The organism is Halomicronema hongdechloris C2206 (assembly GCF_002075285.3).
GTDB classification, from domain to species: domain Bacteria; phylum Cyanobacteriota; class Cyanobacteriia; order Phormidesmidales; family Phormidesmidaceae; genus Halomicronema_B; species Halomicronema_B hongdechloris.
This window is the reverse complement of sequence record NZ_CP021983.2, coordinates 4078070-4096197: the sequence shown is the minus strand read 5'-3', so window position 1 is coordinate 4096197 and position 18128 is coordinate 4078070. Positions and strand designations below refer to the sequence as shown.

The following is an 18128-nucleotide window of genomic DNA, read 5'->3' as shown; positions in this document are numbered from 1 at the left end:
CATTTCATGCGGGTTGCGATCGCAGGGGCCGGTCTGGCCGGATTATCATGCGCCAAATATCTAGTGGACGCCGGTCATAGGCCGATTGTGCTAGAGCGGCGGGATGTGCTGGGGGGCAAAGTCGCAGCCTGGCAAGATGAAGACGGCGACTGGTATGAAACGGGGCTGCATATTTTCTTCGGAGCTTACCCCAACATATTGCAGCTGATGGCCGAGCTGGGCATTGATAATCGGTTGCAGTGGAAAGATCACACCATGATCTTTAACCGACCCGAGGTACCAGGCACCTATTCACGCTTTGATTTCCCTAAGTTGCCGGCCCCCTTCAACGGCATAGCGGCTATTCTGCGCAACAATGACATGCTGACTTGGGCAGAGAAAATCCGCTTTGGCCTGGGGCTACTGCCAGCCATGGCTAAGGGCCAGCGCTATGTCGAAGTCATGGATCAATATACCTGGACCCAGTGGCTTCAGCGTCAGACTATTCCGGAGCGCGTCAATGACGAAGTCTTTATTGCCATGGCCAAGGCCCTCAACTTCATTGGCCCCGATGATATTTCGGCCACGGTGGTATTGACTGCCCTGAATCGTTTTCTTCAAGAAACCAATGGGTCTCGCATGGCGTTCTTGGACGGGGCCCCACCGGAGCGCCTGTGCCAACCCATGGTTGACTACATCACAGCCAAGGGTGGAGAGGTACGCTTAGAGGCTCCTCTCAAGGAAATTTTGCTAGATCCGGATAACCGCGTACGGGGATATTTGATGCGGGGATTGCATGGGGAGCCAGATGCTGTCTTAACCGCAGATGCCTACGTATCCGCCATGCCGGTAGACCCGTTCAAGGCCATGGTGCCGGAGCCATGGCGACAGATACCCTTCTTCCAAAAATTGAATGGACTGGCGGGAGTGCCTGTCATTAATCTGCATCTCTGGTTCGATCGAAAACTGACCGATATCGATCACCTGCTATTCTCTCGCTCACAGCTCTTGAGTGTTTATGCTGACATGAGCAATACCTGTCGGGCCTATGCCGATACTGAGCGGTCTATGCTGGAGTTGATCCTGGCGCCGGCTGAGGAGTGGATTCATCGCTCCGACGACGACATCATCGCCGCCACCATGGCTGAGTTAGAAAACCTCTTTCCGGATCAGATTCCGCAACCGGCTAAACTACTGAAGGCTAAGGTGGTGAAAACCCCGCGGTCAGTCTATAAGGCCACGGCTGGTCGTCAGAGTCATCGACCGACCCAGCGCACTCCCATTGACAATTTCTACCTCACCGGAGATTACACTATGCAGCGATATCTCGCCAGCATGGAGGGAGCTGTCCTGTCTGGTAAGTTGACTGCTCAAGCAATTGCTCGAGACCAGGAAGTGTTGCTAGATGACGCGCCCACTCACCAACTGCAAGCTGCCGACGCCCCTAGTTAGCCTTAGTTAGCCTGGGCATTGATCGGGGCATGGAGCACATATGGGTTGACTTTGGACAGGCGCCCCGCTATGCATGATTCAGCGATGTAATCCTATCCCCGCTTGTTCGAGACAACCTGGATCTCCAGCTTGGGACATTGATGCTGCAACTGCCTGACTCGCCACCGGCTAAACCATTGGCTTCTGTCGATGAGGCCTATGAGCTTTGCCGTCAAATCACGGCAAAGTATTCCAAGACGTTTTACCTCGGCACCCTATTGATGGAACCAGCGAAACGGCGGGCCATCTGGGCGATCTATGTGTGGTGTCGTCAAACCGATGAACTGGTGGATGGACCCCAGGCTCAATTCACTGACGAAACTACCTTGGATCAGTGGGAACGCCATTTGGAAGCTGTGTTTGCTGGCCACCCCTTACGGGATACTGATGTTGCCCTGGTCGATACCCTGGCCCAATTCCCGATTGATATTCAGCCGTTTCGCGACATGATTGCGGGGCAGCGCATGGATCTCTATCGCTGTCGCTACGAAACGTTTGAAGAACTCCAACTGTATTGCTATCGGGTGGCGGGGACCGTCGGCTTGATGTCAACGGCGGTGATGGGAGTCGATCATCAGAGCCATACGGCCCCTTGGCAGCGTCATCAGGTTCTGCCGGATCCGACCGAAGATGCGATCGCATTGGGCATTGCCAATCAACTCACTAATATCCTGCGGGATGTGGGCGAAGATGCCCGCCGGGGGCGTATTTACCTGCCCCTAGAAGACTTAGCCCGCTTCAACTACAGCGAAGCCGACCTGATCAAGCAGGTCATCGATGAGCGCTGGCGGGCCCTGATGCAGTTTCAGATTCAACGGGCCCGGCAATTCTACGCCGATGCCGAGCGTGGCATCAGCCTTCTCAGTCCCGATGCCCGATGGCCAGTCTGGTCAGCCCTGATACTCTATCGCAAAATCCTAACGGTGATCGAAGAGAATCACTACGACGTGTTCAATCGCCGCGCCTATGTCCCGGGGGTGCGCAAGGTCACCTGCTTGCCGCTGGCCCTGATGCGGGCTCGAGTGTTGTAAAGGCTTCTGTTATTCTTGTTTGACCCCGGTGGTGGCAATCCCTTGAATAAATTGGCGCTGACCCACCAGGAATAACAGCACCACCGGCACCGTGGCGATCACCACCGCTGCCATCAGCAGGGGCCAGTCATTGGTGAATTGCTCCTGAAAAGAGGCCAACGCCAATTGCACAGTTTGCAATTCTGGACGGGTGGTAAAGATCAGGGGCTTAAACAGATCATTCCATTCCCCAATAAAGGTAAACAGAAACAGCGTGACTAGGGCAGGCCGGGCCAAGGGCAACATCACCTCCCAGAGAATCTGCAGCAGATTGGCGCCGTCTAAGGCTGCCGCTTCCTCCAACTCAACCGGAATCGTCTGAAAATATTGGCGCAGCAAGAAAATGCCAAAGCCATTGGCCGCCGTCGGCAAAATCAAGGCCCAGTAAGTATTGATCAAATGGCCCCATTTCAGCACCAGGAAGACGGGAATCACTAACAATTGAAAGGGGATGATCAGGGTGGCCAACACTGCCAGCAAGACCAGCTGGCGACCCCGAAAAGACAGCCGGGCCAGGGCATAGCCCGCCAAGGCTGAGGTGATGATCTGAGCCGCAGTCACAGCCAAGGCCACCAGGGTAGAGTTGGCAAAGGCGAGTAGGAAGCGTCCTCGGGTCCAGGCTTCTCGGTAGTGCTCTAGGGTCCAGCCAGCAGGGATAGTGCCTAGCGCGGTCCCGGCAGGGGCCAAAGACGTCAACACCATAATTGCCAAGGGCCACAGCACGATAACGGCCCCGATCAGCAGCAGCCCTCCATTCAGCCAAGACCATAGGCGCTGCATCGAGACAGTTGGCAACGACGATGATGGATGCAGTGATGGCATGTGGGTAACCCTAGCAATCAGTGTCCTAACTGTCCTAACTGTCCTAACTGTCCTAACTGGCCTAACTGGCCGACCGCATGGCCTGGAGTTCCTGAATCCGCTCTAGATTGCCCATGGGAATTGCCTTAATCAACTGCTGGGTATAGGGTTGTTGGGGCTGACGATAGATTTGCTCTGCCGGACCGATTTCTTCGACCCGGCCCTGGTTCATCACCATGATGCGATCGCTCATGAACTTCACCACACTGAGATCATGGGAGATGAAAATGTAGGTGAGGTTAAACTCCGCCTGCAGTTCCTTCAACAAATTGAGGGCTTGGGCCTGCACCGACACATCCAGAGACGATACTGATTCATCGCAGATGATGAACTTGGGATTCAGGCCCAAGGCCCGGGCAATGCAAATCCGCTGCCGTTGCCCCCCGGAAAACTCATGGGGATATCGATCCATACAATCGGCTGGCAGCCCCACCCGCTCTAGTAAGTAGGCCACTCGCTGGCGACGATGCCGCACGTTCCTGACGACGCCATGGATATTCAGAGGTTCAGCAACGGCGGCCCCAATACTCATGCGCGGGTCTAGAGAACCGAAGGGATCTTGAAAAATAATTTGCATATCCCGTCGCAGCCGTCGCAGGGACTGAGCCCCCAACGTCAATACATCTTTGCCCTGGAACCAAATGCGGCCTCCCATGGCTGGAATCAAGCGTAGTAGGGCACGACCGAGGGTGGTCTTGCCACAGCCAGACTCCCCTACCAGGCCGAAGGTTTCCCCCTGATAGATTTGAAACGACACTTGATTGACGGCCATGACATAGCGATGGGTCTGGCCGAAGACCCCCTTAACCGGGTAGCCCACCTGTAGATTCTCAACGGTGAGTAGTGGCCCCTTGGCCTCGAGTTGGGCTACCCGGCTCGCCGCCTCCGTCGGCGTGACGCTGGCATTCAGTTGGGACACTCGAGCGGCATCTAGGGGCTTTTCCCGAATCTGTAGGCTGCCATTGTCAGGCACTACCTCCATGAAGTCGGCGATTGTCGGCAAGTAGCGGAGTTGCCTATGGGGTTGGGGCCGACAGGCCAATAGCCCCTTGGTGTAAGGATGTTGGGGGTTGGAAAAAATCGTCCATATGGAGCCGTATTCGACGATCTGGCCCTGATACATCACCGCCACCTGGTCGGCAATCTCGGCGATGATGCCCAGATCATGGGTGATGAAGATCATCGACATGCCCCGCCGATCTCTGAGGTCTCGCAGTAACTCTAAAATGCGAGCTTGAACAGTGACGTCTAGGGCCGTTGTGGGTTCATCGGCAATCAGCAGAGACGGATCACAGGCAATGGCCATGGCGATCATCACCCGTTGAATTTGCCCTCCCGACAGTTGATGGGGATAGCGGTTGAGAATCGCCTGTTTCTGTTGGCCTAAGGCCTGGTGATATTGCTGTTGGCTAAGCCCAGGATAGCTTTGATGGAGTTGCGCTAATAGGGACTCATCATCGGGCAGTAATTCTACCTCTTGCAGCCGAGCGATGGCCTGTTGTTCAGCGACAGCTTGCGGAACTTGCTGATGCTGACGAATGGCTTCGGTGAGTTGGAAGCCACAGGTGTAGACCGGATTTAAGGAACTCATGGGTTCCTGAAAGATCATCGAAATTTGGCCGCCACGATAGGACTGCCGCTGGCGCTCGGGCAGGGGGGTTAAATCTATGGCAGGGGCATTGTCAGGGTGGAACCAGAGTTCGCCGTTGAGAATTTTGCCGGGAGGACTGGGCACTAGGCCCATGATCGCCAGGGAAGTGACGGACTTGCCGGAGCCAGATTCGCCCACAATCCCCAGCGTTTGGCCTCGGTTTACGTGAAACGAAATACCGTCTACCGCCTTAATCTGCCAATCATCTACCTGAAAATGAACCTGCAAATTGCGAACGTCAAGAATGGGATCACTCATCAGACTGGGAACAGTGGGCACTAGGGCTTACAGTGAGATCAAACCTGATCCAAGCACAGATCCAAACACAGATGAGATGCCTTCCCTTGGAGAGCACCGTCCGATCCTGAGATGAACCCGGTATAGCTTGGATCATAGCAGCGGCTGTTGTGGAATTTTGTTACCCCTATGCTAGAACTTACTGTTGCCGTGCTAATCATGCTAGTGGGGTCAGCAGTGTGTTCTGGTACAGAAACGGCCCTGCTATCGGTGCCGTTACTGAAAGCACGGCAGTTAGCCCAGGCAACAAGGCATCCCAATGCCGCCGCCCTATTGGCCATTCGCGAACAGATTAACCGTCCCATTGCTACCATTGTCATTCTCAACAATTTGTTCAATATCGTCGGTAGCATTGTCATCGGTAGCATTGCCGCGGCAGTATTCGGGGATGCATTGTTAGGGGTATTTTCGGCAGCCTTAACCTTTGCGGTGATTCTGGTTGCCGAGATTTTGCCCAAAACGCTGGGAGAACGCTACGCCGAATCGATTGCCCTCTGGGTGGCGATGCCAGTGCGTACCCTCACCTGGGCCATGACTCCTGTGGTCTGGCTGCTGGAGCAGATCATGGCTCCCTTCGTACGGGGCTATGAGCGGCCGATTACCAATGAAACGGAGATTAAGCTGCTGGCTTCCATTGGCTATCAGGAGGGCATTATTGAAGCGGATGAGGCGGAGATGATCCGGCGAGTCTTTCGCCTCAATGATGTCAAAGCGGCCGATATCATGACGCCTCGGGTGGCCCTCACGTATTTAAGGTGCGATCGCACCCTAGCCGACGCCCAAGATATCATCCTCAACTCCCAACACAGCCGCATCTTAGTGACTGAAGCCGATATTGACCGAGTCTTAGGCATGGTGTTGAAGGACGAACTGCTCTCGGCCCTGATTCGAGGAGAGCAGGACACCATCGCTTCCCAGTGGTTACGCCCGGTCCGGTTTGCGGCCGAGACCGAGCGCGCCGACCAATTATTGCAAACCTTCCAATCATCCCGGGAGCACTTGGCCGTTGTGGTAGACGAGTATGGCGGCATCTCCGGGGTTGTCACCCTAGAAGACGTCTTAGAGATTCTCACCGGTGAGATTGTCGATGAGACCGATCGCAACGTCGATCTGCAAGCCCTGGCCCGGCAGCGCCGCAAGCGCCTGCTGCAAAGCCGGGGCTTTGGGGATGTATCCCATTAACCTCTGTCAAGATCTCTGGCAGCGATCGCAATGGCCGCAAGTTCCCAGTTGCCGAGCCTCATGACCAAAGCCAAACTGCTCTAGTAAGTGTTGCCAACGACAGCGACGGCTGCTCAGATAATCCTGCATGGCTGAGACTACTGACCCCAGGGTAGCGGTCGAGTTACTCCCCGGTAGTAGGCGATAGTGGAACGGATCTGACCAGGTCAATCGCCCCTGGCCGTGTAACCAGGCCAGGGCTATGGCTCCCTGCTTAAACTGTTGCTGCACCTGAGCTACAGACCCCACCGCTGGAATTTGGCGGGCAATATGCTGGGCCTCTCGTCGCAGGGCCTGGGTCTGAGTCGTGAAGAATCGCCACCGCTGCTGATCCATCGGGTCCAGCCAACCGGTCGGTTCACTCATCAGGGTCAGGGCCTCTGCCGGTCGGCCATCGCGCCCGGCCCGACCCACTTCTTGAACATATTCTGTTAGGGAACTGGGAGCTTGGTAGTGCAATACCCAGCGGGTGTCAGGCTTGTTGACGCCCATGCCAAAGGCCGAGGTACAGACAACGGTTTGCACCTGGTTTTGGCTCCAGGCCATTTCGATGCGGCGCCGATCGCCAGAACTCAAGCCGGCATGGTAGGCTGCCGCAGTCTGCCCCTGGATCATCAACCAAGCCGCCAGGTCTTCGCTATCTTGGCGGCTGCGCACATAGACCAACCCGGCTTGGCCGGATCGCTGTTGAATAAATCGCTGCATCGTTTGCCGTCGTTGCCGAGGACTCCAGACGATGCGAGTAGCTAAGTGCAGATTAGACCGATAGGGGTTCAACCGCACCTGATGGGGTTGCTGCAGTCTGAGTACCTCGATCAAAGTCCGCTGCACCGTCGGATCGGCGGTGGCGGTAAAGGCCGCAATGGGCAGGCGAGTTCCCGGAGGGCGCTGGGCCAATAGGGCTGGCCGCACTGCTCCCAGCCGTCGATAGACGGGACGAAAGCTATCTCCCCACTGCACCAAGCAGTGGGCTTCGTCCAGGATCAGGCCATTGATTATGACTGAGGGCTGTCTCAATCGCTGCCAAACTGGCGGGCTGAGCAGAGTTTCAGGAGACAGGTAAAGGAGTCGTAGGCGATTGGCTTCTAAGGCCCGCAGCACCTGACGCCGCTGGTGAGGAGAGAGTTCACTGTGCAGGGTGGCGGCTGGCAATTGGTGTTCCCGCAGCTCCTGCACTTGGTTTTCCATCAATGCTACTAAGGGCGACAACACCAGGGTTACCCCAGATTGCAACAGGGCTGGCAACTGAAAACAGAGGGATTTGCCGCCTCCGGTGGGCAAAATCACTAACGTATCTCGTTGGTCCAGTAGTCCCCGAATGATCTCGGCTTGGGGGGGACGAAAGTCGTCATACCCCCAGATGCGACGAAAGGTCTGCTGGACAGTTTCCCAGGGAATGGTTGATGCCACCATCGTGATTGATCCCTAAACCTTAGGGTTAGAATGCCCAGACTAAAAGGGGTGTCCCCAAGGACACCCCTGCCAATGTCAGATAATGCTGAATTAGCGCTCAGAGGATTACTCGAAAAATAGGGGAACGTTGTAGGCCACTCCCAACACAAGACCAGCCCCGAAGTCGTCGGTGACGCTGAAGTTGGTGGTGGCATTGAGGGTAAACTGGCGAGAGATGGGAATGTCTACTCCGGCATCGACGAGTAAATTGGTGTCGTCATCGAAATCGATGTCGGCCCCAACTCCCAGGAATGGCTGCACGCGAAATCCCCGGATATTCAACACATTGAAGTTATAGGTGACAGGAGCCAGGAGGGAGGTGCTCTCTTCCGAGAAGATGAAGCTGGGGCGCACGGCAAAGCGAGGGCCTAGGGAAATTTTACTGATGACAGCAAAGCCAAAGTCACCCACAGCTGTGTCGTTGTCACCAATGCCGATATTGCCACCAACTCCCAGATAGGCAGGCGGCATTCCCCGATAGGCACCGCTGGTAATCTGGGCGATGTCTTGAGCCACCTCTACGGATCCCTGATTGAGGTCAGCAACCTGATCCGATGAATTGGCTTGGGCTTGCTCTGGTTGAGAGGGCCGCACTAAAGCGGCTGCAGAGGTCTCAACATCGGCATCCATGGTAGACAGGGGGGCGGATGAGACTCGAGCCGGTTCCTGAGGCGTCTCAGTGAATGCACCTGCCATATCAATGGAGGTTGCCTGGGGAGTCACCGTCGTACTGTCGAGTGCTTCGAAGTCATCAGCAACTTGGGTGAAATGGGTAACCAGATCTGAGCTGGACTCGGCAGATGCTCGGGCATCCATGGTGATTGCGGAATTGGCTCGAGCGGGCAGGGCAATGCCTGCGGCAGCAAGGGCGGCTAGACCCAATGCTAGTGGAACGTGCGTGGTGTAAGCCATGATTCGTTCACTCCTCAACAGATTCAGACCTATGATTTAGACCTATGCTGTGGACTCTGGCCAGAGTAACCGTGGTTAGATACCCCTTGTCTCCGTCTAGGCCTAACGTTCCCCTGCGGTAAACGGCTGCCTCTGAGCTGGACAAGATACATCCCAACTGGGTGAAAAACTGGACAGATCGTATAAGACCACGTTTACATCATCGGCTAACTTTCCGAAATTGTCAGCGATTCCCTGAGAGATTCTCTCAAAGCCTTTATTCTCGGATTTTGTCTGGCTTTGTCTGCCTGCTGACTATGTCAGGGGTTTCACGGCGTCTAAACAGTGCTGAGAGAGAAAGGGGAGCAGATCTGGATTTTGGCTCTGGGCTGGCCCTTCGGTAAAGACGACCAACAGATAAGGAGGGCAATTATCCACTTCAATGTAGGCGGCATCATGGCGGACACGGCTGGTGATGCCGGATTTGGACCAGAGACGGGCCGTGGCTGGCAAGCCGCCACCGAGAAAGCCCACCACCTGGTTTTGCTCTGGATCGGTGTCGGCTAGCTGGGCCGGATGTAAGTGACGCCCTAGCAGGGCCATCATCTGTTGCGATCGCATCGCCGACACCGACACCCCCCCCACAATGCTGTGCAGCAAGCGAGCCACCGCGTTAGTGGTCAGCCGGTTGCGATTTTCCAGGGCTGGGCCTAGGAAGGTCCGTTCTCGCCCATAGGGACCATCGCACCAGGTTTTCTGATTCAGGTTGACCGTGGCTAACTCTGGCCACTGCAGAGACTGGAAGTAGCGATTGACAATATTGCGCTGGTATCTCCACGTCTCAAACGGCCCCGGGGACAACTCAGGACCACTAGTGGTGCCACTCAACACATCCACCACTAGGCTGGTGGCGTCATTGCTGGACGCCATGATCATGTCCTGCACGGCTCGATCCAATTCTGGAGTGGGGGCAATCATCTGTTGCTCTAGCCACTCATGCACGGCCACCAGATAAAACAACTTGACGATGCTCGCCGGATAGCTGCACTCCACCCCTCGATAGGCAGCTCCCTGGGGCTGGTGTTGCCAGAACTCTTGGGGACTCAGGGCTCCTCCAGTGTTGACGGGATAGGGTGGTTTATAGACAACCCAAGTCACCGCAATCTGGTTCTGAGTCAGGCTCGGGAAGGTCTTCCAAGTGGTCTCTAAGATCGCCGTCAGGGCCTGCTCTAGAGGAGGGTGGGCCTGGAAAAAAGTCATAGCAGTCGTGAATCAGGTATGTCGAGACACTAGGGTTGCAGCTAGCATACGTCCTTTTGGGGCCAGACACGTTTCTCTGGATGTATCAGTCATGCCGGTGTGGTATTTAGTCAGCCCCTCTCCAACGGGATATGCAGACCAGGTAACACAGCAGTCTCGACCCAAAACGCCAGAATGCTTTGGACATGCCCCATGAACTTATCAATGCTGGCCACCTTAGTGATGTAGCAACTGGCACCGAGGTCATAGGTGGCGTCGATATCATCCCCGGCCTCAGAGGTGGTCAGGATAATCACCGGAATCCCCTTCAAGTCAGGATCTGCCTTGATCTCAGCCAAGGCTCTGCGGCCATCCTTACGAGGCATATTCAGATCGAGCAAAATCAAATGGGGCCGCCAGGCATTCTCGTAGGGTCCTTGGCGGCGTAGGTAAGCCAGGGCCTGCTCCCCATCTGAGACCACCTGCAGGGTCACTGGCCAGCGACTGTCTGCTAGGGCTTCCCAAACCAGGTCAACATCGCCTGGATCATCATCAACCAGTAGAATTTGCAAGCAGGGCTGTAGGGCAGGCATCGCGAACTCCTGATGAGGGCTGATTCTTACCGGAGATGCACAGATTTCCCATTGACTTAATACAAGGTGATCTCAGGCAAACCAGGAGTATTTGGGGACAGTGGGCTTGAATAATTTGTAGGAGATGGGGCGACTAAGCCAAGGACTATTGAGTCAGGGACCATAGAGAGGCTAAGCCTGTAGGATTTGACGGAGATGCCTCCTTAAGACGGTGGCGGCGTAACTGGCATCGAGAAATAGAAAGTAGTGCCTTGATCCGGAATCGAGTGCAACCAAATCTGGCCACCGTGGCCTTCTACAATCCGTTTACAGACGGCTAGTCCAATCCCTGTGCCCTCATACTCGCTGCGGGCATGGAGTCGTTGGAAGACACCGAAGATGCGCTCCTGATGTTCGGGCTCGATACCAATGCCATTATCGCGCACTGATATAATCCATTGGGGCTGCTTCTGCTGGGCGGAAATGTGAATCTGCGGGGTTTCCCGCTGGCAGAACTTGATGCCATTGGCGATGAGATTCTGGAAGACCTGATGCAGTTGACTGGCGTGACCCCAGACCACTGGTAAATCGTCGACGGTGACGGTGGCATGGGCTGTTTGAATCAATAGTTGCAAGCTTGACATCACCTCGGCTACTAGCTGATTCAAATCGACTGGCTCGGGGGCGATCATGGTGCGCCCGGCCCGCGAATAGATGAGTAGGTCGCTGATGAGTGTCTGCATGCGCTCAGCCCCGTCCACGATGTAGTAGATGTATTTCTGGGCCCGTTCATCCAATTGGGAGCCATACCGTTGCGCCAAGAGTTCGGTGAAACTCTTGACTTTGCGTAAAGGCTCTCTCAGATCGTGGGAGGCCACATAGGCAAATTGCTCTAGATCTCGATTCGACCGCTCTAACTCAGCCGTTTTCTGGGCCAGGGCTAGGGTAGTTTGCTTCTGGGCGGTAATGTCTTCAGCTAAGCCAGTGATGCGGTAGATGTCTCCGGTTTCGTTGTACACCGGAAAGCTGCGATCGCTAATCCAACGCAGGGTGCCATCGGCTCGAATAATTCGATACTCGATATCAAAATGGCCAGTGATGCCCCTTTGCTGCTGAGCTTGGCGGACCTGGTCTTGGTCATCGCGGTGAACCCTCTGCAGCCAACGCTCTGGATCCTGGTACAGGGCTTGTCGCGACTCTCCCCAAATGTCATCGTAGGCCGGACTCACATACAAGATACGACTGGCATCGCCCGTGGTAATCCAAAAAACGGCATTAATGTGCTCGGCCAACTGCCGAAATTTCTCCTCGCTTTCCCGCAGGGCATCTTCGGCTTGCCGTCGTTGGGTCACATCCATGGCCATGCTGATCACCAGGCGGCGACCATCGGGCAGGGGGCCCAAGGGAGCAGAGCTAAAATCCCAGATGCGAGTGTTGCCGTCCCGAGTGCGGATGCTAAATTCTCCCTCATGGCGACGGTTTTCTAGGCAATAGAGTTGATCAATGACGTCTTTGACTAGAGACTGGCGCTCTCCGTAGGCCTTTTCAGTCCAGTCCGCCACGGTGGGTATGTCCTCTAGACCATAGCCGGTTAAATCTGTCCAGGCCTGGCTGATCATGATCACTTCCCCATCTTCGGCATGGATGACGATGGGAAATGGCGCTGCTTGAATGGCTTGACGGAAGCGCTGTTCACTCTCTTGTAGAGCTAGCTCAGCCCGCTTCCGCTGACTCAAATCTGAAATTAAGGCGTAATAGCCGAGCACATGCCCCTGGTCATCACTATCAGGAATGAGATCGCCCTTGATGTGACGACTACTCCCCTCTCGGTAAGGGACGGTGGCCTCATAGCTGACCGGTTGTCCCGCTAATACTCGTTCCACATTGGCTTGCACCACCCTGTAGGCGCTGTCCCCCAGGACCTCCTGCAGCGATTGCCCGTAGAGCTCCTCGGGACGATGGCCAAACCAACCCTCGTAGGTCTTATTGGCAAAGCGATAGCGTTGCTCCGCATCTATATAGGAGATACAAACCGGCAAGGCATCGGTAATCAAGCGTAGCTGTCTCTCTTGGGTTTGTAGAGCTAATTCAGCCTGTTTGCGTTCGGCTTCGCGGCGCTTCCGCTGGCTAATATCCCTGATGAAGGCAACCACACAACCATAATCAGGTAAATACCGAGCACTCACCTCGACATCGACAATTTGGCCATGGCTGCCACGATGGCGGCTCTCGAAGCGAGCACTTCCCTGCTCTAGGATGTGGTGTACATAGGCAATAGCTGGGGCAATGGCTGGCTCGATAGTATCGCCGGTATCGAGGTCGCCCACTGTCATCTGCAGCAGCTGCTGCTGACAGTAACCAACCATGCCACAGTAGGCCTCATTCACCTCCAGCAACTGCCCAGGGCGCCTGTCGGTATCAATCACCCAAAAGCCATCTAAGGTGCTAGACACCATGGCTTGGTACCTATCTGTTGCCACCTGTAACTTGAATTCACTAGACCGCTGAGCCGCGACAATCGCCTGCACCTGCTCATGAACTAGGGTTTGGGCAACCAACACGGTACTGCTGAGGCTAATCAGCAACAGCTGTAGCCGCCATGGCCCATGGGCAAAGAGCTGGCTAAATAGGCCATGGCCAGAGGCAGCAGAGGCCATGGCTAATAACGTTACTCCTAGCAACCCAGTAAAGGTCAGGCGACGATCTAATTGCACGCTGGCCCAGAGTAGGGGAGGATACAGGCCGATTAGGATGGTGAATAACTCATCCCTAGGAAATGGCCAGAGCAGCATCCAACTAATTGCCGTCAGGGCTGCTAAGCCGATCAAACCATCTCCCCAGCTCATCTGTAGCGGTTGCCGGCCATGGGCCCAAACCAGTATGGCGGGGGCCACAATTAACCCGCCGATGCTGCCGCCACTCCACCAAACCAGAATGCTCGAACTCACCTGAGCCCAGGGCAGCCAGCCTGCGACCGCTAAGGAAACTACACCGATAACACCACTGAGTAGCCCATTGAGCAGGATGCCTAAGCCCAAAAATGCCAGAGTGCCGCTGCTGCGAGTTAACACGTCCTGCTCGGGGATGAGCTGCCGCAGTAAATAGACCGCCAAGAGAACTCCCAAGGTATCTCCGCAGCCATTACCGCTGGCTGCTCCTAGGGAGCGCAACACCGTCATCGCAGAGTCACTACTCCAGTAGGTGCCGATGTTGCCCAAGACGGCGCCGATGAAAATGCCGGGCCAAACCCGGTAGCCCCGCCAGAGAACCGCCGCCAAGATAACGCCTGAGGGCAACCAGATCGGACAAACGTAGCCTGGGGGAACCATGACTTGATAGCTCATCCAAGCGGTGAGTCCATAGAGCCCTGCTACCAGCGTGCGCTCCAACCAAATCGGCAACCCACGGGCTATGGAAAATTGGCTCATCCTACCCCCCTGATTGCTGGAGAGACCTACTCCCTAGTATGCCTACCGGGTAGATATTTTCCCCCTCGATTTGGCCTCCAGCAAGGCTCCTGACATCGTGGGTTAGTTCATCTAGGCCGTGATTAATGGGAAGCATCCGCCGTAAGGGGTGCTTTTTTGATGGGGACGAGTATGACCATAACCTGCCTCATGACTACGACTATGCTCCCCTAGCTAAGGCCTCTCGATATTGTTGAATCGAATCAGTCCAGCAACGTCAGGAGAACGATTATGAGTTGTGGCGGCGGCTGTGGCTTCACCACTGGCGGCAGTAGTCAAAAGATTACTAGTCAAAAGATTACATAGCGTGAAGGGGTGGCCCTGCCATCTGGATAAAGCCCATAAGCTAATAGGCGGGCTCTTCACGCCCGCCCGCAGAAGGTCTCAAGGCCAGGCAGCTAAGTTGATATGATGCTCCCCTACATTATCTGTTTTGCCATTGGTGGCGTGTTTGTGCTGCTGTCTGCCTTAGGTGGCTTAGATGGAGTCGATTTTGGCGACTTGGACACCGCCGATTTAGACGCTGCCGAGCTAGATACTGCCGATCTAGACACTGCTGCTATTGAGGCGGAGGTCGACGATATCGACGCCGGTACCCATGCCTTGACGGCTGATCAGACGCGCCGATTCGCGAGACCACCTAAACGGCTATGGTTGCCGGTGTTGAGCTTCAGGTTCTGGACCTTTGGGCTCTGTTTCTTTGGCTTGACCGGTCTGCTGTTAACCTGGCTACAGCCCGATCTACCGGTGGCAGTGATTGGTGCGATCGCAACTTTAATGGGCATTCTGTGCGGCTCCCTCGCCGCCTGGATCCTGCGCCTACTGGGCACACACCAAGCCAACAGCATGACGACCTCTGACAGTCTAGTCGGCTTAATCGGCACCGTCGAAATTCCCTTTGATGCCCACAGCCGGGGAAAAGTCAGACTCAGTCTCAAGGGATCTACCATCGGCTTCTTTGCCTTCACTCAAGAAGACAGAGCCTTTCAACCGGGAGAGACGGTTCTCGTAGTTGGGCTCGAAAACAATAAGCTCTGGGTTGTCTCCTGCGAAGAGCTCAAATCTCCCTGGCTAGGTGTCCCCGAGTGAGGCCTCCGACAGTTCCTCAACCAAACCAGTCTCACCCTAACGACGGGAAATCAATGACACACACTAAGCTTGACCCGAATTCTCACGCCGGTGATAGCGTCGAAGGCCTATCGCCTCCCTTGCCGGTGATGGGGCAGACCAGTGGGCCAACCGCCGATGGCGTTATTATGCCTTTGATTGCCACCCTCGTCGTCGCCATCATCATTATCATTTGGGGCGTCAATGCCTTCATTCAGATCTGCGATCCCAATAAGATTTTGATCATCTCCGGGCGTCGCTACAAGCGGAAAGACGGGCAGGTCTTGGGGTATCGGGTGATCTACGGTGGCCGCACCCTGCACATACCGGTCCTGGAAACGGTCAAGACCATGGACCTGACCACCATGCCCGTCCCCATTGAAGTCACCAACGCCTACGCCAAAGGCGGCACCCCCCTCGATATTCAGGCCATCGCCAATGTCAAAATTGCCCGCAATGAATCCTTAGTGGGTAATGCCATCGAACGATTCCTTGGCCGCCATCCCAAAGAGATTGCTCGGGTGGCTCGAGAAACCCTAGAAGGCAACCTGCGGGGGGTCGTCGCTACCTTGACCCCAGAACAACTCAACGAAGACCGGTTGCAATTCGCCGAGCGCATCGCCAGTGACGTGCGCGACGATCTGGCTAAATTGGGCTTACATCTCGACACCTTAAAGATTCAAAGTGTCTCCGACCGGGTTGACTATCTCAACTCCATCGGCCGTCGCCAGATTGCCAACATTGTCAGAGATGCGGAAATTTCCGAATCCAATGCCGTGGCAGAAGCGGCCCAAGTGGAGGCAGACTGTAAACGCCAGAGTGATGTGGCCCTGACCCGAGCCCGCACCGCCATTCAAGAGCGAGAAAATGAACTGCGGCGCATTACCGCCGATGTGGACAAGGAGGCTCGCATCGAAGAAGAACGGACAAAAGCCGCCGCTGACGAAGCCCGGGCCCGGGCTCAGCGAGAACTGCAGGCGGTGCGAGCCCAGCTGGAAAAAGCTCGTCTGGAAGTCGAGCAGGTGCTCCCAGCCCAAGCCCAACAACGGGCCCAGGAACTGCAAGCCAGGGGGGAGGCGGCCAAACTCGAAGAAAATGCCCGGGCCTCGGCGGCGGCCAGCCGCCTCTTGGCAGACGTCTGGCAGAGCACTGGGGCTGATGCCTCTCAACTATTTTTGGTGCAGCAATTAGAAGTGATTCTGCAGGAAGCGGGGCAAATCCCGGGGCGTCTCCATCTGGGTGAGGTCACTGTCATTGATAATGGCGACGGCCATGCGATCGCATCCTTGCTCAATGCCTACCCCGAGATGCTGCGGCAGTTTCTCCAGCAATCCGAACAGACCTTAGGCATCCCCCTGGCGGGGCTACCGGCCGCCATGACAACCCCACCCCCCTCGACTTCAACCCCAGCCACTAGGGAGGAACCATGAGCATCATCATTGCCTTACTCGCCGTTCTCTTAGGGGCCTCCGGCGGCATTCTGTTGGTGGTCAAAAATCTGTACTACATCTGCCAACCCAGTGAGGTGCTGATCTTTGCCGGAGATCGCCGCTCCGTTCCCGATCGAGGGGCGGTCGGCTATCGCCTGGTCAAAGGGGGCAGCAGTATCCGTAAGCCCTTGTTGGAAAAAGCCTTCCGCATGGAGTTGACCAACATGATCATCGAGCTGAAGGTGACCAATGCCTACTCCAAGGGCGGCATTCCCCTCAAGGTAGACGGCGTAGCCAACATCAAAATCGCCGGCGAAGAACCCACCATCCACAATGCCATCGAACGCTTGCTGGGCAAGAGTCGGCAAGCGATTGAAACCATCGCCCGAGAAACCCTGGAAGGTAATCTACGCGGGGTATTAGCCAGTCTCACGCCAGAGCAAGTGAACGAGGATAAGATGGCCTTCGTCAGGAATCTCTTGGATGAAGCCGAAGACGATCTGGAACACCTGGGGTTGATTCTAGACAATCTGCAGATCCAGAATATCTCCGACGATGTCGATTATTTAAATTCGATTGGCCGCAAGCAACGGGCTGAACTACTGCGAGATGCTCGCATTGCCGAAGCCGAGGCCAAAACTGCATCGGCCTTACAGGCGGCCGAAGATCAGCGCAAGACAGCCCTGGGAGAAATTGCCGCCACCATCGAAACCACCCGAGCCGAAGCCCATCGTCGCCGGCAAGATGCGCTGACTCAGCGACAGGCAGCCATTTCGGAAGCGGAATCAGAAATTGCCGCCAGCGTTGCTCGCACCCAAGCCGAACTAGCGGTGCAGCGCGAACGTCGTAACCAGGTAGAACAACAGCTGCAGGCCGATGTCGTCGCACCGGCCGAGGCCGCCTGCCAGCAGGCCCAAGCCGATGCCAAGGGCCAGGCAGCCCATATTGTAGAAGATGGTAAGGCACTGGCCGAAGGCATCCGAGAACTCGCCGAAGTCTGGGCCTTTGCCGGAGATCATGCCCGCGAGATCTTTCTATTTCAAAAGCTCGAGCCTCTACTCAAACACCTGGTGGCAACGGTGCCGGATCTAGACGTGGAAAAAATTACCGTGATCGATCCGGGCCAAGGCAACGGAGCCACGAAATTGGCGGCTTTCCTGGAGCAATTGCGTCAAAGCACCGGGATTGATCTGGCTGAGATGGCCCATCGCTGGGGGCAGTCCCCTAATCAGACAGCCCCTCCTCAAGTCATTAGCGCCAAACCCGAGGCCTCTGAGAAGTCAGCAGAGATCAACCAGAAGCAGGACCGTCGTCAATGAGCGCTGAGGATGAAACCTGACGCCCAAGCAGCTGGGGGATCTACTATTTAAGAATCAGTCCTCACTGCCTTGAGACACGCT

Annotated in this window: 13 protein-coding genes; 6 read left to right on the top strand and 7 right to left on the bottom strand. The window is 55.6% G+C overall.

Features of this window, described 5'->3' with window-relative positions; genetic code table 11:
• The first annotated feature begins 6 nt into the window (after positions 1–6).
• Positions 7–1431 (top strand): 15-cis-phytoene desaturase, encoded by a 1425-nt coding sequence (gene pds, locus XM38_RS18560; protein ID WP_080805807.1) that lies wholly within the window; start codon positions 7–9, stop codon positions 1429–1431.
• Between the two features lie 140 nt (positions 1432–1571).
• Positions 1572–2501: a 15-cis-phytoene synthase CrtB gene (gene crtB / locus XM38_RS18555; protein ID WP_080805808.1), complete on the top strand. Its 930-nt coding sequence runs from the start codon at positions 1572–1574 to the stop codon at positions 2499–2501.
• Between the two features lie 9 nt (positions 2502–2510).
• Here crtB and XM38_RS18550 read toward each other — a convergent pair whose 3' ends face one another.
• Positions 2511–3320 (bottom strand): carbohydrate ABC transporter permease, encoded by an 810-nt coding sequence (locus XM38_RS18550; protein WP_080805809.1) that lies wholly within the window; start codon positions 3318–3320, stop codon positions 2511–2513.
• 103 nt (positions 3321–3423) lie between these two features.
• On the bottom strand, positions 3424–5310 hold the full coding sequence (locus XM38_RS18545) for an ABC transporter ATP-binding protein (protein ID WP_088431769.1): 1887 nt from the start codon (positions 5308–5310) through the stop codon (positions 3424–3426).
• A 168-nt stretch (positions 5311–5478) separates the two neighbouring features.
• Here XM38_RS18545 and XM38_RS18540 point away from each other — a divergent pair, with 168 nt between their 5' ends.
• Complete coding sequence (locus tag XM38_RS18540; protein ID WP_080805810.1) at positions 5479–6531, top strand: hemolysin family protein; 1053 nt, start codon at positions 5479–5481, stop codon at positions 6529–6531.
• 6 nt (positions 6532–6537) lie between these two features.
• Here the strand turns inward: XM38_RS18540 and XM38_RS18535 are convergent, their stop codons facing one another.
• The 5 genes from XM38_RS18535 to XM38_RS18515 all read right to left on the bottom strand — a co-directional run bounded on the left by XM38_RS18535 (position 6538) and on the right by XM38_RS18515 (position 14152).
• Entirely contained in the window at positions 6538–7983 is a 1446-nt protein-coding gene (locus XM38_RS18535; protein WP_088430663.1) for a RecQ family ATP-dependent DNA helicase, read from the bottom strand.
• A 105-nt stretch (positions 7984–8088) separates the two neighbouring features.
• Positions 8089–8934, bottom strand: coding sequence for a hypothetical protein (locus tag XM38_RS18530; RefSeq protein ID WP_088430661.1), 846 nt, complete (start codon positions 8932–8934; stop codon positions 8089–8091).
• A 294-nt stretch (positions 8935–9228) separates the two neighbouring features.
• On the bottom strand, positions 9229–10173 hold the full coding sequence (locus XM38_RS18525) for a serine hydrolase (RefSeq protein ID WP_080805813.1): 945 nt from the start codon (positions 10171–10173) through the stop codon (positions 9229–9231).
• A gap of 110 nt (positions 10174–10283) precedes the next feature.
• Entirely contained in the window at positions 10284–10745 is a 462-nt protein-coding gene (locus XM38_RS18520; RefSeq protein WP_080805815.1) for a response regulator, read from the bottom strand.
• Positions 10746–10948: 203 nt separating this feature from the next.
• Entirely contained in the window at positions 10949–14152 is a 3204-nt protein-coding gene (locus tag XM38_RS18515) for a PAS domain S-box protein (protein WP_088430658.1), read from the bottom strand.
• A gap of 447 nt (positions 14153–14599) precedes the next feature.
• Between XM38_RS18515 and XM38_RS18510 the strand changes: the two genes are divergently transcribed.
• From XM38_RS18510 to XM38_RS18500, 3 genes are read left to right on the top strand one after another with little or no spacing between them, the layout of a single operon-like run.
• Complete coding sequence (locus XM38_RS18510) at positions 14600–15280, top strand: NfeD family protein (protein WP_088430656.1); 681 nt, start codon at positions 14600–14602, stop codon at positions 15278–15280.
• 53 nt (positions 15281–15333) lie between these two features.
• Positions 15334–16728, top strand: a complete 1395-nt coding sequence (locus XM38_RS18505; RefSeq protein ID WP_088430654.1) for a flotillin family protein — start codon at positions 15334–15336, stop codon at positions 16726–16728.
• Positions 16725–18047, top strand: coding sequence for a flotillin family protein (locus tag XM38_RS18500; protein ID WP_088430652.1), 1323 nt, complete (start codon positions 16725–16727; stop codon positions 18045–18047). Before XM38_RS18505 ends, XM38_RS18500 begins: the two co-directional genes overlap by 4 nt.
• Positions 18048–18128: the final 81 nt, after the last annotated feature.